At 45.3% G+C, this 19,967-nt stretch carries 17 protein-coding genes and 3 pseudogenes; 15 read left to right on the top strand and 5 right to left on the bottom strand.

The genetic code is table 11. The features are described 5' to 3' along the window. Window positions 1-6: 6 nt before the first annotated feature. Window positions 7-1,173 carry a hypothetical protein gene (locus C3V36_13725; protein AVM70214.1) on the bottom strand — a complete coding sequence of 389 codons (1,167 nt, stop codon included), beginning with the start codon at window positions 1,171-1,173 and terminating at the stop codon, window positions 7-9. Window positions 1,174-1,511: 338 nt separating this feature from the next. Between C3V36_13725 and C3V36_13720 the strand changes: the two genes are divergently transcribed. Next, a complete protein-coding gene (locus tag C3V36_13720) occupies window positions 1,512-2,450 on the top strand; it encodes a hypothetical protein (protein AVM70213.1) in 939 nt (312 codons plus the stop codon). Here C3V36_13720 and C3V36_13715 read toward each other — a convergent pair. Next, entirely contained in the window at window positions 2,431-3,198 is a 768-nt protein-coding gene (locus C3V36_13715) for a hypothetical protein (GenBank protein ID AVM70212.1), read from the bottom strand. The genes C3V36_13720 and C3V36_13715 overlap by 20 nt on opposite strands. A gap of 265 nt (window positions 3,199-3,463) precedes the next feature. Between C3V36_13715 and C3V36_13710 the strand changes: the two are divergent. The 4 genes and pseudogenes from C3V36_13710 (at window position 3,464) to C3V36_13695 (ending at window position 5,668) form a co-directional block, all read left to right on the top strand. Next, window positions 3,464-3,682, top strand: a pseudogene (locus tag C3V36_13710) (IS200/IS605 family transposase). Next, window positions 3,676-3,795 (top strand): annotated as a pseudogene (locus C3V36_13705) (DUF1016 domain-containing protein). The pseudogenes C3V36_13710 and C3V36_13705 overlap by 7 nt, the downstream one beginning before the upstream one ends. Before the next feature lie 78 nt (window positions 3,796-3,873). Next, window positions 3,874-4,074 (top strand): hypothetical protein, encoded by a 201-nt coding sequence (locus tag C3V36_13700; GenBank protein ID AVM70211.1) that lies wholly within the window; start codon window positions 3,874-3,876, stop codon window positions 4,072-4,074. Further along, window positions 4,061-5,668, top strand: coding sequence for a dockerin type 1 (locus C3V36_13695; GenBank protein AVM70210.1), 1,608 nt, complete (start codon window positions 4,061-4,063; stop codon window positions 5,666-5,668). Before C3V36_13700 ends, C3V36_13695 begins: the two co-directional genes overlap by 14 nt. Before the next feature lie 311 nt (window positions 5,669-5,979). Here C3V36_13695 and C3V36_13690 read toward each other — a convergent pair. Continuing rightward, window positions 5,980-6,519 (bottom strand): annotated as a pseudogene (locus C3V36_13690) (transposase). Between the two features lie 99 nt (window positions 6,520-6,618). On the opposite strand from C3V36_13690, the gene C3V36_13685 reads away from it, so the two are divergent. Next, on the top strand, window positions 6,619-6,912 hold the full coding sequence (locus tag C3V36_13685; GenBank protein AVM70209.1) for a hypothetical protein: 294 nt from the start codon (window positions 6,619-6,621) through the stop codon (window positions 6,910-6,912). A 47-nt stretch (window positions 6,913-6,959) separates the two neighbouring features. On the opposite strand, the gene C3V36_13680 is transcribed toward C3V36_13685, so the two are convergent. After that, on the bottom strand, window positions 6,960-7,331 hold the full coding sequence (locus C3V36_13680; protein AVM70208.1) for a MerR family transcriptional regulator: 372 nt from the start codon (window positions 7,329-7,331) through the stop codon (window positions 6,960-6,962). Between the two features lie 105 nt (window positions 7,332-7,436). Between C3V36_13680 and C3V36_13675 the strand changes: the two genes are divergently transcribed. The 7 genes from C3V36_13675 (at window position 7,437) to recN (ending at window position 14,616) form a co-directional block, all read left to right on the top strand. Next, window positions 7,437-7,850 (top strand): carboxymuconolactone decarboxylase, encoded by a 414-nt coding sequence (locus C3V36_13675; GenBank protein ID AVM70207.1) that lies wholly within the window; start codon window positions 7,437-7,439, stop codon window positions 7,848-7,850. A 185-nt stretch (window positions 7,851-8,035) separates the two neighbouring features. Further along, window positions 8,036-8,281, top strand: coding sequence for a hypothetical protein (locus tag C3V36_13670; protein ID AVM70206.1), 246 nt, complete (start codon window positions 8,036-8,038; stop codon window positions 8,279-8,281). Between the two features lie 1,325 nt (window positions 8,282-9,606). Beyond that, a complete protein-coding gene (locus C3V36_13665; protein AVM70205.1) occupies window positions 9,607-10,170 on the top strand; it encodes a hypothetical protein in 564 nt (187 codons plus the stop codon). 239 nt (window positions 10,171-10,409) lie between these two features. Then, window positions 10,410-11,288, top strand: a complete 879-nt coding sequence (locus C3V36_13660; protein ID AVM70204.1) for a TlyA family rRNA (cytidine-2'-O)-methyltransferase — start codon at window positions 10,410-10,412, stop codon at window positions 11,286-11,288. Then, window positions 11,288-12,106, top strand: a complete 819-nt coding sequence (locus tag C3V36_13655) for a hypothetical protein (GenBank protein AVM70203.1) — start codon at window positions 11,288-11,290, stop codon at window positions 12,104-12,106. The genes C3V36_13660 and C3V36_13655 overlap by 1 nt, the downstream gene beginning before the upstream one ends. 385 nt (window positions 12,107-12,491) lie before the next feature. Next, window positions 12,492-12,944, top strand: coding sequence for an arginine repressor (gene argR, locus C3V36_13650; protein AVM70202.1), 453 nt, complete (start codon window positions 12,492-12,494; stop codon window positions 12,942-12,944). 13 nt (window positions 12,945-12,957) lie between these two features. After that, window positions 12,958-14,616, top strand: coding sequence for a DNA repair protein RecN (gene recN, locus C3V36_13645; protein ID AVM70201.1), 1,659 nt, complete (start codon window positions 12,958-12,960; stop codon window positions 14,614-14,616). Window positions 14,617-14,840: 224 nt separating this feature from the next. On the opposite strand, the gene C3V36_13640 is transcribed toward recN, so the two are convergent. Beyond that, window positions 14,841-16,610 carry a hypothetical protein gene (locus tag C3V36_13640; protein AVM70200.1) on the bottom strand — a complete coding sequence of 590 codons (1,770 nt, stop codon included), beginning with the start codon at window positions 16,608-16,610 and terminating at the stop codon, window positions 14,841-14,843. Window positions 16,611-17,144: 534 nt separating this feature from the next. On the opposite strand from C3V36_13640, the gene C3V36_13635 reads away from it, so the two are divergent. Further along, window positions 17,145-18,815, top strand: coding sequence for a sugar ABC transporter substrate-binding protein (locus C3V36_13635; protein ID AVM70199.1), 1,671 nt, complete (start codon window positions 17,145-17,147; stop codon window positions 18,813-18,815). A gap of 190 nt (window positions 18,816-19,005) precedes the next feature. Continuing rightward, window positions 19,006-19,938: a sugar ABC transporter permease gene (locus tag C3V36_13630; protein ID AVM70198.1), complete on the top strand. Its 933-nt coding sequence runs from the start codon at window positions 19,006-19,008 to the stop codon at window positions 19,936-19,938. Window positions 19,939-19,967: the final 29 nt, after the last annotated feature.

The raw sequence follows: 19,967 nt of genomic DNA, 5'->3' as shown, positions 1-19,967 counted from the left end.
AGATGTTTAGGCTTTTTTGGGTCGTTTTAAAGTCATGACTGACAGCGTTAAAATACTAATGCCCCAGGCAATCATGGCGTAAGCTGGCGGAACGGATTCGGCTAACAGGCCGCCCAAGATAGCGCCGACTGGCATGGTGGCCACTAAAACACTGTCGATAATCGTAACAATCCGGCCTAACAGGGCAGCCGGCAGAGAGCTTTGAATTTGCGTAATCAAGGTAATGGTTAACACGCCGTAAGGAATAAAGGCCAAACTAAGAAGCGGCAGAGAAAAATAAAGCTGATTGATTAATACCGCCGCTATCCATAAGACGCAGGTAATCAGCGGAAAAACCCGCAGTTTAAATAGATAGGACAGGTTTGTCAACTTCATGGCCAGGGTAGTGCCAAGAATAAGGCCGATACTCATGGCCAGCCGGATATAACCGAAATAATCAATGCTGCCCAGCGCTGCCGCGTAAGCCGGCAAAATAGCGGAAACAATGCCCATGGTGAAGTTTAACAGCATGATCGGCAGACAGATGGAAACGGCCTCTGAGGAAAAAAAGGCGGCAATTCCTTCTTTAAAGCTGATTTTGTATTGGCTGAAGTTCAGTTTTTCGGCCTTGACGGTTTCCGCCGACTGAATGCCCAAAAAGCAGACAAAGGCCAAGAGATAGGTCAGGCCGTTGATTAAGTAAATCTGGCTGACGCTGATATGAGCAATAATCAGGGAAAAGGCAGCGCTGACGGCCACTTCCACAATTCGGCTGATGGACGCGGACAGGGAATTGTATTTAATTAAGCCTTTTTCCGGCACAATATGCGGAATAACGGCAAATTCTGCCGTTCTTTCATAGTTTTCAATGAAAGAAACCAAAAGGATAGTTACAAAAATTGTCGGCAGAATTGCCCGGTTAAAATAAAAGGCCAGTGGCACAAGCAGAATCAAGAGGGCTTGAATCAGCTGCGCCGATACGAGGATTTTCTTTTTATTGCCGTGATCGACCAACGGTCCGACCAAAAAGGACAGAGCTTTGGGCAGCATGGTCATAGCGGTTACCAGACCGGTATAAAAAGCATTTTGTGTGGCGGCGTAAACATACCAAACTACAGCCAATTGGTATAAATTATCGCCAAAGGTAGAGATAGAGCGGCCGAATAATAGTTTTTTAGCATTAGCGTTCATCATCGGATTCCTTTCTGAAGGCGGTGGTGTGCTGAATGAATTGTTTCTGTAAGGTTAATTCTTTAATACCATAAATTTTTTAATAAGAGTGCATTTTTAACAGAAAAAGCAAATATCTGCGTAAGTGTCATCAAGCAAAGCAAGAAGGTAATTAGTTTTTGTTTCAATTTTTAATACTCCTTTGTTTAACGTTTTGTTTCTTGACGTTAATATACCAGCCTTTCTTTTCTTTTTCAACGGACACATCTGTCCCTTGACAAAACCGGAAAAGTATGATACAGACAATAAAAAACCAATAAATAATTAAGTATTTAGAAAGCCATAGAGCGGAAAGGAGCCAAATGAGTGTTTCGTTGGGCACAATCATCAGGGAATTGCGGAAGAAAAAAGGACTTAGCCAAAAAGAACTGGCTGAGGGGATTTGTTCGCTGAAACAGTTGTCCAGAATTGAAAATAACACTTCGGAAGCCAGTACTTATTTGATTTATGAGTTGTCCTTTCGCTTAGGCGAGAACCTGTTGGATTACTTTCCTTATGCTGAGTTAGAGGAGCCGTTTCTTTGGAAAAAGAGAGTTGATGAATTAGAACAGTATTACAGCGAAGAACGATATCAGGAAATGTACCGGCAAAGCAAAATCTTAAAAGATGATGAGCTTGTCCGGTCTTTTGTTTTTTTGCGCCAAAGAATCAATTGGTATTTTGGCATAGCAGCTGGTTATTGCCAGCCAGCGGAGGCTTTTTCGGCGGAGGATTTTTTGAACCTGATTGCTCTGACACATCCCTTTACCAAGGTCAGCGATATTTGGCAGGCTAATTTAAAGCCGTTTGAGCTGCGCATCTTAAATGCGGCAATTTTTGTTCATTTGCAGGCCGAACGCTATGACATTGCTGAGGAATGGCTGCTTAAAGCAATTACGATACTTGACCGCTGCTATTTTGAAGTCAAAGATAATGCGTACTTAAACTTTTTCTATAATTTAAGCCGGCTTTATTTTTACCGGCAGGAATATAAAAAAGCTTTGCAGGTAGCCGACCAGGGACTGCGGCTTTGTCAGGAAAACAATATCCTTTATCAAGTGGCGGGGCTGAGCAATATTAAGGGGCGCAGTCTGTACTGCTTAGGGCGAAAAGAGGAAGCGCTGCTGTATATGAACCTGTTTTTGCAGCTAAATGACTTTTTAGGAGAAAACAGCCACTTTAAGGATAAAAATGTTAATCAAAATCTAAGAAATACCTATCAGTTAGCACCACTGGGCTATATCACTCCATCGGCAGAATAACCGTAAACATCGTGCCGGTTTCGGCACTGCTGGCAGCACTGATTTGGCCGTGATGAGCGGCAGCGATACTGGCAGCGATGGCCAGCCCCAGCCCGTAGCCGCCGGTTTCGCGGACGCGGGAGCTGTCCGCCCGGTAAAAGCGGTCAAATAATTTGGGCAAATCGGATGCGGCAATGACAGTGCCGTGGCTGACAACGGACAGCCGAGCCGACTTTTTTTCTGTCCATAGCTTGACCCCAATGGTGCTGCCGGGAAAAGAATATTTGCAGGCATTATCCAGTAAAATGTGAAGCAACTGCGTCAGCTGAGCGGCATTGCCGGTCAACCGGATATCGGCGGCAATCTCATCCTGAAAGCGGAGATCGCGCTCAAAAGCCAGCGATTCCATAGTCAGGATGCTGCCCATGACCAAATCGCTGAAATCAACACTTTCTTTAACTACCGACAGCTGGCTGGTATCGGATTTGGCCAGAAACAGCATTTGCTCGACCAGCTCTTTCATCCGCAGTGCTTCGGCGCTGCTGTTTTCAATCCATCGGTTTTGCTCGGCTATGGTTTTTTGGGGATTGGCGGCCAAAATTCCTAAATTGGTCAGAATAACCGTCAGCGGCGTTTTCAGTTCATGCGAAGCATCAGCCAAAAACTGGCGTTGCTTGTTCCAGGCGGCTTCGACCGGAGCCAGTGCCATGTTGGCCAAAAAGATACTGATTCGCCAAAAGGCAAGCAGTACCAGACCGCCGACCAGCAAAAAAGTTTGAATTAAAGCATAGAGTGACGACAGGCTATGCTGATAGTCACCGAACGCAATCCGAATCGTATCGGGCTGCCACTGCCGTTTGAAAAAGAGGAGATGAAGGCCGCTGATCCGGCCTTTTTCATTGTATGCTTTAGCAACAAAAAACCCCCAGCTGTGCTGGGGGAGACAAAAGCTTTAGCTACAAGAAAAAACCTCCTGTGATATAATAAATGCAGGTCTGCAAACCGCATGAAGATATCAAAAAGGAGGTATCCAAATGGATAAAAATAGTTTAACACATACGAGGTGGGAATGCAAATATCATATAGTATTTGCACCGAAATATAGGAGACAAATTATCTATGGAAAGATAAAAAGAGATGTAGGAAAAATATTGAGAGAATTATGTGAGAGGAAAGGAGTAGAAATAGTAGAAGCAGAGTGTTGTGTAGATCACATACATATGCTAGTAAGGATTCCGCCAAAATACAGTGTATAGGTATCAGCAAATATGAGATCACTAAATTACTTGAATCAGAATATAAGAGCAGTTTGCCGAGTATCGAAGAAATAGAGAAAAAGATTAAGGAAATAGATACGGATAATTAAAAATAGAAAAGAAATGAAATGAATAGATATTAGCTAATGACGATTGGAGAAAATCACGAATCGTCATTTTTTATTGCAATGAAAGGAGAGCATATGCAAGAAAAAAGAAATGAACAAAATACAGGAGCAAAGACAACAAAGAAGATTGGAAAGACCAGTTATGAGGTGATTGTCCATTTTAATGATAAAAGCAGTGAAACTATGCAGGATAAACTAAAAAGGATAATGCTGAGGGAATTTCGGAGAAAATCGAACGAAAAAAAAGATGATTTTGATTAAAAAGTCCTTGACAAGTAGCAACTGGAGCGATGGCCAAATCATTGTTGAGGCGGCCGATACGGCTAAAGTGCAGATTGTTTTAAATGGCGCGGATATTACCAGTCAAACCGGCAGCGTTTTGCAGATTAAAACTGCTGACAAGGTATTTTTGACACTGGCTGACGGAACAGTCAATCAGATGACAGATGCCGAAAGCTATGCCGATACTTCGGAAACAGCGGCCGATGCGGCGATTTACAGCAAAACCGACTTGACGATTAACGGCGGCGGTGCGTTGACGGTTAATGGCCGGTACAAGGACGGCATTAAATCGAAGGATGAACTGACCATTACCGGCGGGCAGCTGACGGTATCAGCTCAGGACGATGCACTGACCGGTAAGGATTCGGTTGCGATCTTAGACGGCAGCTTTGTGATTACAGCCGGCGGCGATGGAATCAAATCCAGCAACACAAGCGACACGACAAAGGGCTGGGTTTCGATTGACGGCGGCAGCTTTAAGATTACAGCCGGCGGTGATGGGATTCAAGCGGAAACCATAGTTGAAATCAATGACGGAACTTTTGAGATTGTTTCGGGCGGCGGCAGCACCAGCGCCGCCGCTTCGCAGCCGGGTCAAATGACTCCACCCAATAGACCGAATCAAGGGCAGCAAAACGGTCATAGGCCGCCGCACGGGCAAGGACCACAGGGTCAGCAAGGTTTTAATGGCCAGTGGCAGCAGTCCGATACCAACACAGCGGCAGGTGAAAGTAATACGCAAAGCACCAGCAGCAAAGGGGTGAAAGCCGGTACGGACTTACTGATTAACGGCGGAACAATGACGGTAAATACCGCTGACGATACCCTGCACAGCAATGGCAGTATTACCATTCAGGCGGGCAGTTTGACCCTAACCAGCGGTGACGACGGGATTCATGCCGAAACCGATTTGAATATTACCGGCAGTGCCGTGATTGACATTACGAATAGCGTGGAAGGCTTGGAAGCCAAGGTTGTCAATATCAGCGGCGGCACAGTCAATGTCAATGCTTCCGATGACGGCATTAACGCGACCGGTGGAACCTCTTCTGACGGCGGATTCGGCGGCGGAATGGATCAGGTTCAGGAAGGCGTAGCGGTTAATATTTCCGGCGGAGTGATTACTGTCAACGCTCAGGGCGACGGGCTTGATTCCAACGGCAATGTTACCGTCAGCGGTGGGACGACCGTTATTTACGGGCCGACCAACAACGGCAACGGCAGCCTTGACTACAATGGCACGGCCGATATCAGCGGCGGTACTTTTATTGCAGCCGGCAGCAGTGGCATGTACCAAGGTTTCAGTCAAAACAGCAGTCAGTCCAGCGTGGCATTTTACCATAACGGCAGCGCCGGCGAACAGTTGACTTTAGCAGACAGCGCCGGCAACGTGATAGCATCCTTCCCGGGTGTGAAAAATTATCAAGTGGTTTTGATCAGCACCGGTCGGTTAAAGACCGGAACCAGTTATACCGTATATACCGGCGGCACGCTTTCTGAAACGGGCAGCGGAGCAGTAACCGGCGGTACAATTAAAAACGGTACGGCGGTGATGACGGTAACAGCAGAATAGTCAGCAGAAAGGAGGAAGAGAGCGGCAGCCCTTCAGCATGGGGTGTCGGATTCAGTTTAGACAAGCCGCTCGTAATTTGTTGACATCTCAACGAATTACGAGTGTATGCATTAAGTAAACGGACAGTTATACTGGATAGGCCGATGGGGCCTGTCAAGTATAACTGTTTTCTTGTCTGAACCGGAGGAAAAGTGAGGTTTTAGTTGTATTATTTGCCTATGCGTAGTATAATCCCGTCTTTGACACTTTGTAGAGCAAAAAACAGCCATAACCCCAGTGTTTATGAGGGGTTAGGCTGTTTTCGTTTTTGCTGAGTATGTGATGATAACGGTTTCGTCCATATCTCCCGTGACGAGGGGGTATTCTTTGTAATAAACGGTGTTATAGGCGGTAGGATCCGTCTCATCCAGAGCGGAGATATCGATGAATTTATCCGATCCCGGAATTTTGAACTGTGTTGGCAGGAGAGCCCGTTCCCGTTCCTCTTTTTTCATCTTTTTTAAAGAATACGTGATCACATAAGACCGGTTTCCAAAGCTGTTAAAAAAACGGTTCCCTTTACTGCCAAGCCCGGCATCCGAGCAGAAGATAAATTCACTGCAGTTAAAATCCCGGATTACTTTGGTCTCCAGAGGCTTTAAAGTAAGCTGTTCATTCTGGTTCCCGGGATACAGGTCAAAAGAAAGAGTGACCTTTTCCCGACGCTGGTTATAGAGCAGAGTTTCTTTTTCGGCTTCTTTTTTCGCCCAGTTCATCATTTCCTCTTCGTTTCCGGAGAACCGTGCCAGAAGATCCTTGTACTTGCCCAACTTTTTGTGGATGCGGGAAGAAGTCTTTCCGTTTTCTTTGCGGAGTTATAGAATTAAGAAGAACACTTCATCACTATTTGAGTAAAAGATGTTTTGCTTAATTCTTTTTTTATTGAAGAATCCCCGCGAAAGGAGGTAATCGTGAGAAGTTATGAGAAAATAACCGCCTTGTATGAGAGGTTAAGCCGAGATGACGAACTGCAAGGCGAGAGCAATTCGATTGTCAATCAGAAGAAAATCTTGGAAGAATACGCAAAGAAAAATCATTTGGAGAACATCGTTCATTTTACCGATGACGGAATCAGCGGAATTATGAATGAGTGGCATGCAAGGGATACTTCAAGGAAAATCAAGTCCACATTCAAAGCGAAAGGAGAGAGCGGAAAACATACAGGATTAAGTGAATATAAAGAGCTAATGAAAAAAGAAGCCTAATTATAGACTTCTTTTTTCACGCACTCAATGTAACAGATCTTATCGAATTACAAGTTATGTTTTGTCATATTTTTAATAGATTGCTGATAGAACTCAATTTTATCATCTAAATTTTGAAGATACTCAGTCCATTTTAGTTGCTGTTCTAAAACATAATTCCTGTGTAATTGGAGAATTTGTAATCGTTCAGGCATTGTAATCAAGCCAACATATCGTAACTCGGAATAATGTCGAATATCTTTGATAAGCATTCCTGTTTCTTTCAGCCGTCTTATAAATTTTATCCACTCTATATCGCTTTCTTTATAATATCTCCTACCATTTTTGTCTCTATCTACTTTGAGTAATCCTTTTTTTTCGTAGTAACGAAGGGTACTTGCTGGAAGATTTGTTTTATTTGCAATTTCGCCTATTTTCATTGCAGATGACTCCTTTCCTAATTTTTAAAATTCATAAGTAAAAGAACTTGACTTAAACCAAAGTTTAAGTAGTATAGTTATATTATAAAAGAAAAAAGGAGGTGAATTCAAGTGAAAAGTAAACGATTTGAAATAGGTTTAGAACAATTACAAGAAATTGATGGTGTGAGTGGCGAAAAAGTTATACAAACATTAAAAGATATTGCTCCAGATTTAGGAGAATATATTATCGAATTTGCATTTGGAGATATTTATAGTAGACAAGGACTTTCTTTGCAAGAAAGAGAAATAATAACTATCACAAGTTTATTGACATTAGGAGGGTGCGAACCACAATTAGAAGTTCATATTAATGGATCTTTAAATGTGGGAATATCTCCGGAAAAAATTATTGAGACATTTATTCAGTGCATTCCGTATGTGGGTTTTCCAAAAGTCTTAAATGCTACATTCGTTGCAAAAAAAATCTTTTCTGAAAGGAATCTTACTTTAGGTAGTAACACAAACGACGGGAGGTAATATATCACCAATAAAAAATAAAGAAGCTATATGGAATGAAATAACGAGTGATTTTTCACTGATTTTTTGCTGAAAAACCAAAAATCATAATTTTTGAAAGAGGACTATTTACGCCAAAGTGTAGAAGTCCTCCTTTTTTATGCTCAAAAAACGAAATCAGAGATCAGAAAAAGGAGGATTACACAATGGATAAAAAGGAATATTACCTTTATGTCAAATATCAAAGGCTAAAGGAAAAGTTAAAAAGCCATACAAACACAATGGTTGAAAAGCTATCAAGGTATATGCAAAGCAGTGGAAAGACCTATCAAGACCATTATGCAACCTTGCTTCACTGGTATGAGAAAGATGAGGAAGAATTGCGAAAGAAAACAAATGATAGAAGCAAAGCTCCGACGATTGAAGAATATATGATAAGAGATCATCTTTAAGATATGCTTAAAAGACGGTGTAAGCACTCTATTTTGCTTCTAAATATGATTTAGGTAAAGGATAAGCTGAGGAAAGAAAAAGAGCCTTAAAACGATTACCACCGTTTTGTAGTGGGTTAAATAAAATATGGTTACAAGAATGAATATTCAGCTTGATGGTAAGACTGCTTGATGTAGACGTCCTGATTGCCTTTATTTCCAGTAATAGATACATACATAATGCTTTTCTCCTGTAAAAAATTGGTTTTCTTTATTATACCACAAAGCGTACAAAATAGCACTATAAAAATCATAAAATTTGACGAAAAATAAGCCCCAAATGGCTTAAATAAAGAAGCTACATTAAGCCGCTAAAAAAAGAAGTGTCAAACTCCCATCTCAACGAATTACTAGTGTATGCATTAAGTAAACGGACAGTTATACTTGACATGCCGATGGGGCCTGTCAGGTATAACTGTTTTCTTGTCTGAACCGGAGGAAAAGTGAGGTTTTAGTTGTATTATTTTCCCATGCGTAGTATAATTATTTTGGAGTAAGACGCAGTATTCTAGTCGATTGCTTTATTTCCGAAGACGGGGCTAAAAATCCGTAAAGGGCATATCGATGAAGTTCCTGCTATTGGCTGGTGACGCCCAGTTGCGGGCTGATGGCGGGAGTTAAGAGATTCGGGCGATCTGCAATGGCATGCAGGCGTTGACCCGCTTCTCGTGGAGACTGATATTTGCGGGGGACTTGACTTTTTTTAACAGGACTTGCCTGCAAAATCGCGTGGAACCTGTCTTGCGGCGAAAGCTGTGGGCAGCGTAGCCTGTCTTGCGTGAGCTTTCGGGGATAGGGATTGCATCTTTCAAATATTTGGCCAAATAGGCGAAAGGATTGTCCCTTGAAACGATCGTTTGCAAAAAAGACTAGGAAGTAGAGGAATTGCCGGGGAAAGCCCCTAGACTGTTCACTTGAGGCGCGGATGGGATTACGGTACGACTTATTTGGCGATCTTGCGCGGAGCGTGGCAACTGCTCCGGAGGTCTTTTAATGGGAAACCGCTTTTTTGGCGACAAAAAAGTAAGATTTTGGGAAAACCTGCAGGACCATATGTCGTAAAATTTATCATCCGGGCTGTCTTACTTTCCATTAAAAAAAGCGGATACCATTAATCAGGAAGATGCTCATAACTAAGTCTGTCGGACAAGTGTTTTAAGGGAAAAGCAAGCCGCGGATAAGTGCTGAAACCTTTCGGCCGCGGCACGGGAGGCGGGCATCGGATAAGTACGCCAGCGGCGAAGCCGGCGCAGCGACAGCAAAGAGCATAAGAAAAAGGGTTTGATTTGGGCAGAAAAAACAGAGTAAAGTTTAGAAATAAAGTAAAGCGAAAAGTAAATTATAAGTGGATTGCTTTTATTACGGCGGCGACATTTGGAATTGCGGCAGCGATGGCATATTTTTCGACTGCTTTTATGGAAAGCGTATCGGTGACGGCGGCGCTCTTGATTTTGTTGCTGATTATATCGATCGGTATCTTTTTTGACCTGCTGGGCATTGCGGTCACGGCGGCCGATGAGATTCCGTTTCATTCGATGGCGGCTTCGCATGTCAGGGGCTCCAAAGAAAGTATTCAAATTATTCGCAATGCCGGCAGCGTAGCTAATTTCTGTAATGATGTGGTTGGCGATATTGCCGGGATTATTTCCGGTAGTGCGGCGGCGGCGATTATTGTTAAGCTGGCGATGGAAGACCGCTTTTGGCTACGGACATCGGAGATTTTGCTGTCGGCGGTGATTGCGGCGGTGACGGTCGGCGGCAAGGCGGTGGCCAAGGAGATTGCCATGCGGCATGCCAATTTTATTGTCTTTCAAATCGGTCGGTTTTTAAACTTTTTTCAAAGAAGTTGAGAAGTTGTCTTATTTACTTCTTGTTTGGGCGGATTGCAAAGGAACGGATGGAATGGGAACAGCTGTTTTTGAAATTGAAAACGGGCTTGACAGCGAAAGAGGAGTTTTTGCTGCTTGCCGCCGCAAAACGATAGCTTTTGGCGCGGCCGGCCGGAAACAAATATATTTTGGGGACGGCGGCGAAAGCAAGTTTTGGCGATGGGAAAGCAGAACTGTAAAATAGATAGGAAACAAAAGCAATGAAAAAAGAAAGATTAGATATCCTGCTGGTGGAGAGAGGGCTGGCGGCTTCCCGGGAAAAGGCCAAGGCGCTGATTATGGCGGGTAAAGTTTTGGTGGCCGGAGAAAGAGAAGAAAAAGCCGGTGCGATGGTGCCGGCGGATCAGGAGATTCGGCTGAGGGGCGAGCCGGAGCCGTTTGTCAGCCGGGGCGGTTACAAGCTGCTGAAGGCATTGACCGAGTTTGGCATTGATTTGACGGGTAAAACCTGCATGGATATCGGCGCATCAACCGGCGGCTTTACCGATTGCATGCTGCAGCATGGAGCAAAGCGGGTATATAGCATTGACGTCGGTTATGGACAGCTGGCTTGGAGTTTGCGGCAGGATGAGCGGGTGATTGTTCTGGAAAAGACCAATGTCCGCTATCTGACGGCGGAGCAGGTACCGGAGCCGGTAGATTTTGCCAGCGTAGACGTATCGTTTATTTCTTTGACCAAGATTATTGATGCCGCCCAGACCCGTCTAAAATACGGCGGAGAAATGGTTTGCCTGATTAAGCCGCAGTTTGAGGCCGGGCGGGAAAAAGTCGGCAAAAACGGTGTGGTGCGGGATAAAAAGGTGCATCAGGAAGTAATTGAATGGATTGTTCGGGAAATGCGGGCAAGACAATTTGCGGTACTTGGTTTGGATTTTTCCCCGATTAAGGGACCGGCCGGGAATATAGAATATCTGCTGCATATTAAAAATCAAAAATCGGAAGGAGGGGTGGAGGAAATAGATGGCCAGGCCGGGCGGCCGGCAGTCGAGGAAGCGGCGGAACCGTCAGCACAGGAGAGAGACGAACCGGAGATCAATATTGAAAATGTGGTGGAAAAATCCCATGAAATGGTAGAATAATGGCATATCAGAATATTTTAATTGTAACCAATGTGCAGAAAGACCCGGAGGAAAGGTTTACCGGGATCTTAAAGGAATGGTTGACAGGGCAAGGCAAAAATGTCAGCAGTGTGCATCGGGTCAGTGCCGAAAACATTGCCGGGCAGGAACTGATTATTACACTGGGTGGCGACGGAACGATTATTAATGTGGCGAAAGAAGCGGCAGCCAGAGCTTTGCCGGTGCTGGGCATCAATTTGGGGCATCTGGGTTTTTTGGCGGAAACGGAGGAAAGTTGTGCGTTTTCTGCTTTGACGGAAATATTTAACGGCCGCTATACAATAGAAAAGCGGATGATGTTGAGCGCCTATGGGCTTGAAGCCGGAGAGAAGCGCTTTTACGGTTCGGTCTTAAATGAGGTGGTACTCAAAAGACATGATATTTCCCGGATGATGGCGTATACCCTGCGGATTAACGGCAATCTGGCCGGACATTATCGGGCGGACGGAGTTATTTTATCGACACCGACCGGTTCTACGGCCTATAATTTATCGGCCGGCGGGCCGATTATCCTGCCGCATTGCGAAAACATTGCGGTCACGCCGATTTGTCCGCATTCCTTGTCGGCCCGGCCGCTGGTCTTGTCGGCGACGGATGTGATTGAACTGGAATTTGACCGGCTGCACGGTTTGGACGATTTTTTTGTAACGCTGGACGGGAGCGAGATGATTCCGATTTCGCCGGGAACGAGGGTGCAGGTTATTCGTTCCGAGCGGACAACCAATTTGATTCGGCGGGAAAATACCAACTTTTTCTCGGTTTTAAATGACAAGTTATAGTTTTCGCGTTTCCTTTCCCGATCTTATTTTTTCCAGAAAGTATGAAGAGGGTAAGATCATCCGAAAGGAAGGTCGGAGAAATGAAAGCATTTAACAAGCGGAAAGCAAAACAGAAACAGCATAAATTTGACAGTTCAGGCAAGCCGCTCGTAATTCGCTTTCCGCAAATTACGAGTACGGTGCGTTAAGCAAATGGATAGTTATGCATGGTACGGCCTGTGAAAGCAGGCTTTTTCGAGCAGTATCATACAGAGGTATCTGCTTGCCTAAACTGTAACGACAAATTGCCTTTCGTAAAAAAGCAAGATATTTCAGTCAGACAGCAAGGGCGGAGCCTTTGTTTGGCAGATAGGGACGGCGCCGAAAACGCCGGAAGGAGGTACAAATGAAATTTCAAAGGCAATCAAGGCTGTTGGAGATTATAAAGAACGCGGAAGTGGAAACTCAGGATGAGATTGTGCAGCTTTTGCTGAAAGAAGGGTATCAGGTTACGCAGGCGACGATTTCCCGCGATATACGGGAGTTGAAGCTGGTTAAATCAGCGGACGGCAGCGGCCGGGTTAAATACAGCCTGCCGCAGGCGGAAACGGTGCCGGAAGCCAGTAATGAAAAATACCGGAATATTTTAAAGCATGGCTATAAAACTGGAGAAGCGGCCGGTCAGTTGGTGGTGATCCGGACCTTAAGCGGTATGGCGATGGCGGTGGCGGCGGCGATTGACGCGCTGGGACTGCGCCATGTCATCGGCTGTATTGCCGGGGACGATACTATTTTTTGTGCGACCCATTCGCCGCAGACGGCGGAAGAGGTACTAAAGGATATTAAGAATTTGATATAGGGTAGGAAATGAAATGCTGGTGAGTTTACATATTCAAAATATCGGTTTGATTGATAATATCGAGATTCCGTTTCGCCGGGGGCTGAATGTGTTATCGGGTGAGACGGGCGCCGGAAAGTCCATGATTATTGGTTCGCTTGATGCTTTGCTGGGCGGTGAAATGGCCAAGAGCCTGAAACGGGAGGAAGATTCTTTTATTGAGGGCGTTTTTGCGCTGGAGGGGATGAGTCCGGCCATTTTTGACTGTCTGGAGGAATTGGGGCTGTCCGGAGAGCAGGAGCTGATTATCAGCCGCAAGGTCAGCGGCGGCCGGTCGGTTTTTCGCTGCAATGGCCAGATGATAACCAAAGCGGCGGCTTTAGAGCTGCGCGCCAGACTATTGGACATTCATTCGCAGCGAGAGCATCAGTCGCTTTTGCAGGTGAAAAATCATATTTTAATGCTTGACCGGTATTTTGCTAAGGAAATTACACCGCTGTTAGAGGAATTAAGACTGCTGGATAAACAGAGACGGGAAGCGGAAAAGGCGCTGGCGGAACTGAATATGGAAGAATCAGCCAGGCTTAGGGAAGTGGATTTTTTGCAGTTTGAAATCAAAGAAATTGAAGAAGCGGACTTAAAGCCGGGCGAGGATCAGAGTCTGGAGCAGGAACTGGAAGTGCTGCAAAACAGCCGGCAGATTCAGGAAGCTTTGCAGGCGGCGATGGAAGCGGTCGCCGGGGAATACGGCAGCCGCAATCAGGTCGGACAGGCCGCCTACGGTTTGCAGCGGGTCAAGGATTATGACGAGCGGCTGATGTCCCTGTGGGAGCAGCTGTTAAGCGCTGAGGATATTTTGCATGATGTAGCCCGAGAAGCCGAACGGTATTTGGATACGATGGACGGCTATGAGGAAAGGCTGTTTGAAGCCGAAGAACGAATGGATGTAATCAATTCGCTGAAGGCCAAGCATGGCAATACGATTGAGGAGATTTTGGCGGCACTGCCGCAGAAAGCAGAGCGGCTGGCCTTTTTAGAGGATATTGTTAAGAACCGCCAGCGGCGGCAGCGGCAAATGGCGGAGATTGATCAAAAAATGCAGGCCAAAGCCGGCGAGTTGACGGCTGTTCGGCAAAAGGCAGCGGCTCAGCTCAAACGGGAGATGGAGGAGCGGCTGGGCGCGCTTAATTTTAATAACAATCAGTTTGAAGTGAAAATAGAGCGGAAAAAGCAGGTACAGGCCGATGGCTGGGACGAAGCCGCGTTTTATATCTCCACCAACAAGGGCGAGGCACTCAAGCCTTTGGTGGAAATTGCTTCGGGGGGTGAGCTTTCTCGGATTATGCTGGCGATGAAAGGGATTTTTGCAGCGGTGGACGAGATTCCCAGCTTGATTTTTGATGAGATTGACACCGGCATCAGCGGCATTACCGCCGGCATGGTCGGTGAGCAGATGAAGCGGCTGGCCGCAGGCAAGCAAATTTTTGCCATCAGCCACCTGCCGCAGATTGTGGCGCTGGGGGATGCCCATTATTTGATTTATAAGGAAGAAGTGCAAAATCATACCCGTACCGAGATTATTGAGCTGGACAGCGAGGCCAGAGTCAAGGAACTGGCGCGGCTGCTGGGCGGAAAAAACATCTCCAAGGCAGTGGAAGATACCGCCCGGGAGATGCTGGGCTTAACTGAGTAATCCACGCATTGACAAGTTGCTTACCGCTTAAGGCAAGCAGGCAGTTATACTTGATACGACCGGAGAGCTTGCTCTCGAGGGAAGTATCAAGTATAACTGCCTATTTGCGCGAGCGCCACACTGATAATTCGCTAAAAGCGAATTATCAGTGGCTTGGCTTAAGAGGTAACAAAGCGATAACAGGCAAGCAAGCGTTTATACCGGATACGACCGGCAGGCAGGGATTAGCTTTCGACTTTAGTCAGTCCGGCTGTTCCCGGCGCAATCACCATCGAATAATTTTGATGATAAATAACATAGCCCAGCGGCGAGCCGTTGGGTTTATTTAATTCTTTGGCTTTGGTGTAATCCACCTCGACCTTGCTGCTTTCCCGCCCCTTGCTGTAATAGGCGGCCAGAGCGGCTGCCTGCTCAAAGGCCTGGTCGGATAATTCCCGGCCGGCGGTTTTGACAACCACATGCGAGCCGGGGATGCCTTTGGCATGGAACCACCAGTCATTATTGCCGGCGAAACGGAGCGACAACTCCTCGTTTTGCTCGTTATTGCGGCCGACATAAAAATGAAAGCCCTCGTCAGACAGGTAGTGATGGGGTGCAAGGCCGATAATTTTAGCTTTTTTCGGCGTTTTTTTGCCGGCGGTTTTGCCGCTGTTTTTTTTGACATAGCCGGCGTTTTGCAGTTCCTGCCGGATGGCCTGTAAATCCTCAAAGTTTTCGGCACTTTCCACACTGTAGGCAATCGATTCTAAATGAGCCAACTCCTGTCGGGTCTTCGTCAGCTGCTCACTGACGGCAGCCTGTGTTCGCTTCTTTTTGTTATATTTCTCAAAGCTGGCTTTGGCGTTCTCCTGAACGGTTTTGGCCGGATCAAGGGTCAGTTCCTGTTCCTGATTGGTATGATAATTAAAAACCGTAACTTTCTCGGCTTTTTCCGGCAGCTGGTATTGATAAGCCATCAGCAGCTCGCCTTTGAGCTGAAACTTTTCCATATTTTTGGTGTCTTTTAGCTGCTGCTCCTGTAAATCCAGTTTTTTGGCACAGCGCTCCAGCAGATTTTGCAGGAGTTTGCGCAGATCGGCGCTGCGCTGGTGCATCCGGCTTTGTTTGGCCTTGGTTACGAAAAAAATATCCAGCAGTTCCGACAGAGTGTCAAAGGGCAGGAAGCGGCCGTTTGGCCGCAGCACTAAACTGGTGTGAAAATCCTGATATTGACCATCGGCATTTAAGATGACATAGGGCTGACCGCTGTGAGCAGCCATTTCTTCATTTAAAACCTGAAAGTTTTGATAAAGTTTGGATAAATCAGCCGACGTCAGACTGTCAAACAGTGCGCTGCCCTCGCACTCGCCGGCGCGGCAAAGCCAATCAGCCAGCAGCGGGCTGAAACCGGTGAAGCTGTGCATGATTTTATCTTGCAGGGCGTGGCCATTCGCTGCCTGTAAAAGTGCAGTAAAATCAGAAAGTGAGCCGACGCTTTGGGGGCTGACTTTATTTTGAGCCGGCGGCAGAACATAAAGCCTGCCGGGATAAACTTCCCGCACCGAGCTGATATGAGCGCCGATACGCTTGATACTGTCCAGCACCTTGTCATTTTCATCAATTAAAATGATATTGCTGTGCCGGCCCATAATTTCAATCAGCAGACGCTTTTCCGACAAATCGCCCATTTCGTTGTAATGGCTGATATGAAAGGTCAGGATACGCTCGCTGCCGGCTTGGCTGATGTCGATGATTTTGCCGTTTTGCAGATATTTGCGCAGCAGCATGACAAAGGCCGAGGGCGCAGTCGGATTTTCCTTGGCTTCCGCCGTCAGATAAAGTCTGGGCATACCGGCATCGGCACTGAGCAGCAGCCGGTACTGCCGGCGGTCTTGCCGTAAAATCAGGTTCAGTTCATCTTTTTCCGGTTGATTTATTTTTAAAATTTGACTGCCGGTCAATGTTTCTTTTAATTCGTGAGTCAGATAGTTAAGTACAATTCCGTCTAATGCCATGATAATTCCTTTCCGGGTTTCTTTTGCAGGCTTTTTTTGCCTTATTTATATAGAGCCACTTGCTGGCAGCAATGGTATCCTATTGCAGCAAAAAACGAAAAAGAGAAGAATAACTTAAAGCTATCTTCCCCTTAACAGTTTGTAGGTGAATAAAATATGGTAGGTGGCACTCCTACATCTCCAGCAAGGGCGACGGCTGCCCGTTCCGTCCTCATATTTCATTCTTGCAATTTTTATTATACAGTGGTTTCCCAAATTGTCAAGGGGCTATAATTTTTGCGGATATCCGAAAACAGGAAAAAGGATTGACAAAGAAAATGAGGTATAATGGCTGTTCCCTTTAAAACGGATTTTCTGTGAGGTTGATATTTCAGATATTGACAACTGTAAAATTTGAATGTATAATAAGGCCAAGTTATTAAAATGACTTTAAAAAGTTTATAGTCAAAATCATCAAAAAAGAGGGGTGATGTTTGGTAGAAATGCAGAATTTAGTATAAAAAAACAGCAACTAATCATAATGGGAGGATAAACATGAAAAAGATACTCAGTGTACTGATTGCCTTGATTTTAGCAGGCAGCGCTTTGACCGGATGCGGAGAGCAAAAACCGACCGGTAAAGAAGAAAAATCGCAAGAGCAGACAAACAAACAGGAAGAAACAAAGCCGGAAGGTAAAACCGAGGAAAAAGCGGAAACGCCGGCCGGTGACGATGTGATGGCCAAGTTTAATCACAGCGGTTATCCGATTTTAAATGAAAAGGAAACCTTTGATATTTATGTTGAGCAGCTGTCGCCGGTGGTAGCAGCCAATGATAAAGAAGTGGTTAAAAAAGGAATTGAAGACACCAATGTTAATACCAACTTTATTGAAGTAGCCGGTTCCAGCTGGAAAGAAAAAATCAATATCCTGTTCAGCACGAATGCGCTGCCGGATGCGATTTTGGGCGATATTTCCGTTGAGGAAAAATATACCCAACTGTATCCGTTGGATGAGTTTTTAACCGAAGAAATTGCTCCGAATATTGTCAAGTTCTTTAATTCCCGGCCGGAATACTGGGAAATCTTAAAGGCTCCGGACGGACATATCTACAGCTTGCCGACCGGTGACGAAACCTATTGGAATGCGATTGACTCGCAGATGTTTATCAATGAGAACTGGCTGAAAGCCGTTGGTAAGGAAGCGCCGAAAAACGCAGCCGAATTAAAGGAAGTATTGGAAGCGTTTAAAAACGGCGACCCGAACGGCAACGGCGATACGACGGATGAAGTGCCGATGACTTTCCGCGGAATCTGGGGTTGGGGCGACGGTATGGAGAACGCTTTGGCAGCCTTTGGCGTATTTGAAAGCGGTTCGCATGTTATGACCAAAGACGGCGAAGTTAAGTTTGCCGCTAAACAGGATGAATATTTTGAAGCACTGAAGTTTTTCCATGAGCTGTACGAAGAGGGCTTGATTGATTCCGAATGCTTTACCCAAAGCTCGGATCAGTACAAAGCCAAACTGGCTGAGGAAGTAGATAAATACGGTGTTGTTATTACTTATGATAAGCAGGATAAGACCAGAAACTGGCTGCCGCTGCTGTTGGCCGATAAAACTGGCAATATCACCGTTGGCCTGAATAATATCGAGCATGTGGACGGCTTCAGTATCTGTAAGACCTGTAAAAATCCGGGTGCACTGGTCAGATGGTATGACTACTGCAACAAGGATGTGGAAACGGTCTTGAACTGGAACCGCGGTGTCAAAGGCGAAATGTGGAAAGATGCCGAAGGACATGAAGGTATGATTGAGTTGTTAAATGATCCGGAAATTCAAAAAGCCAAAGGCGCCAACAACCGCGAAGAACTGCGGAGAATGCAGTCTTTCTCGGGTAAATCGCCGTCCTATATGGACTTGTCTTATCAGGATATCATTTACTCCAATCAGCCGAAAAAATTAAAGCCGCAGTTAAATCAAATGGTAATTGAAAAAGGCTATGGCGTAAAATCTTTACCGGCCGGCTTTTCTTCCAAGGAAAACTCGGAGCGGCGGGGACTTTTGCTGACGGATATTGACAATTATCTGAATAAGTTTGTTGCCACCTCCATCGTTGACGGAATTGATGAAAAAGGCTGGGAAGCACACCTGAAAACTTTGGAAAAGTTGAAGGTGGACGAATATGTTAAGCTTTGTCAGGAATTTGTTGATAGTCGTAAGAAATAAGCTTTTCTATGATCAGGCCGCCTGCTGTGGGCGGCCTTGTTTTTTCGGAAAAGGAAATATTTATACTTCGGCTGAGCCCGCCAGCGTCGGCTTTTCAGCAAGTGAAAGAGCGGCGGCCGGTGGGCGTAAGAAGCGGAAACGATGACAGAAGGACATGGACTTGAGAGCACAAAATCGGGAAAGGACAGTTATGGAAAAGCAAAAGCGGAAAGAAAGCGCCGGAAACAGAATAATTCGTTATATTAAAAAGAGTTATATGCTTTATCTTTTTTTACTGCCGGCAGTTATTTATACGATTCTATTTGACTATATGCCGATGTATGGCATTCAAATTGCGTTTAAGGATTTTAAGCCGGATTTGGGGATTCAGGCCAGTGCATGGGCGGGATTTAAATACTTTAAGATGTTTTTTGAATCCTATCAGTTTGAGAGCCTGATTAAAAACACCTTGATATTAAGCCTTTATGCACTGGTGGCCGGATTTCCCATTCCGATTATTCTGGCGTTTTTATTAAACTATATTAAAAACCTGAAGCTGAAAAAATTGACGCAAATGGTGACCTATGCGCCGCACTTTATTTCAACGGTGGTTTTTTGCGGTATGCTTTTTGTTTTGCTGGGAACGGACGGAATTTATAATCAGATTTTGGGCGTGTTCGGCATCAAGCCGATTGGTTTTATGACCAAGGCCGAAAACTTCCGCCATGTCTATGTCTGGTCAGGCATCATTCAGCAAATGGGCTGGAATTCCATTATTTATATTGCGGCGCTGACCTCGGTCAGTCCGGAAATTCATGAGGCGGCGATTGTTGACGGCGCCAGTAAGCTGGACCGGATTATTCATATTGACTGGCCGTCGATTATGCCGACCGCAGTTATGCTTTTGATTTTAAGTGCCGGCCGGATTATGACTTTGGGCTTTGAAAAGGCGTTTTTATTGCAGAATAACTTAAACTTGGACTATTCGGAAATCATTGCTACCTATGTTTACAAAATCGGTATTTTGAGCAGTCAGCTAAGCCTGTCGGCGGCAATCGGCCTGTTTAATAATATCATTAACTTTATCCTGCTGTTAGTGGTCAATCAGTTTTCCAAGAAAATGACCAAAGTAGGGGTTATGTAAAAGTACGGTTTATGAAAAGAAAGGAAGAA

It is taken from the genome of Lachnospiraceae bacterium oral taxon 500, assembly GCA_002999035.1.
GTDB lineage: Bacteria > Bacillota > Clostridia > Lachnospirales > Vallitaleaceae > W11650.
This window is presented reverse-complemented; position numbering and strand designations above follow the sequence as displayed.

Excerpts from the sequence above, each read along its gene's own strand:
- C3V36_13700 (AVM70211.1), top strand. The coding sequence starts at position 3,874 with ATGAAAGGAGAGCATATGCAAGAAAAAAGAAATGAACAAAATACAGGA.
- C3V36_13660 (AVM70204.1), top strand. The coding sequence starts at position 10,410 with ATGAAAAAAGAAAGATTAGATATCCTGCTGGTGGAGAGAGGGCTGGCG.
- C3V36_13670 (AVM70206.1), top strand. The coding sequence starts at position 8,036 with ATGGATAAAAAGGAATATTACCTTTATGTCAAATATCAAAGGCTAAAG.
- C3V36_13630 (AVM70198.1), top strand. The coding sequence starts at position 19,006 with ATGGAAAAGCAAAAGCGGAAAGAAAGCGCCGGAAACAGAATAATTCGT.
- C3V36_13635 (AVM70199.1), top strand. The coding sequence starts at position 17,145 with ATGAAAAAGATACTCAGTGTACTGATTGCCTTGATTTTAGCAGGCAGC.
- C3V36_13695 (AVM70210.1), top strand. The coding sequence starts at position 4,061 with ATGATTTTGATTAAAAAGTCCTTGACAAGTAGCAACTGGAGCGATGGC.
- C3V36_13640 (AVM70200.1), bottom strand. The coding sequence starts at position 16,610 with ATGGCATTAGACGGAATTGTACTTAACTATCTGACTCACGAATTAAAA.
- C3V36_13720 (AVM70213.1), top strand. The coding sequence starts at position 1,512 with ATGAGTGTTTCGTTGGGCACAATCATCAGGGAATTGCGGAAGAAAAAA.
- C3V36_13725 (AVM70214.1), bottom strand. The coding sequence starts at position 1,173 with ATGATGAACGCTAATGCTAAAAAACTATTATTCGGCCGCTCTATCTCT.
- argR (AVM70202.1), top strand. The coding sequence starts at position 12,492 with ATGAAATTTCAAAGGCAATCAAGGCTGTTGGAGATTATAAAGAACGCG.
- recN (AVM70201.1), top strand. The coding sequence starts at position 12,958 with ATGCTGGTGAGTTTACATATTCAAAATATCGGTTTGATTGATAATATC.
- C3V36_13680 (AVM70208.1), bottom strand. The coding sequence starts at position 7,331 with ATGAAAATAGGCGAAATTGCAAATAAAACAAATCTTCCAGCAAGTACC.
- C3V36_13655 (AVM70203.1), top strand. The coding sequence starts at position 11,288 with ATGGCATATCAGAATATTTTAATTGTAACCAATGTGCAGAAAGACCCG.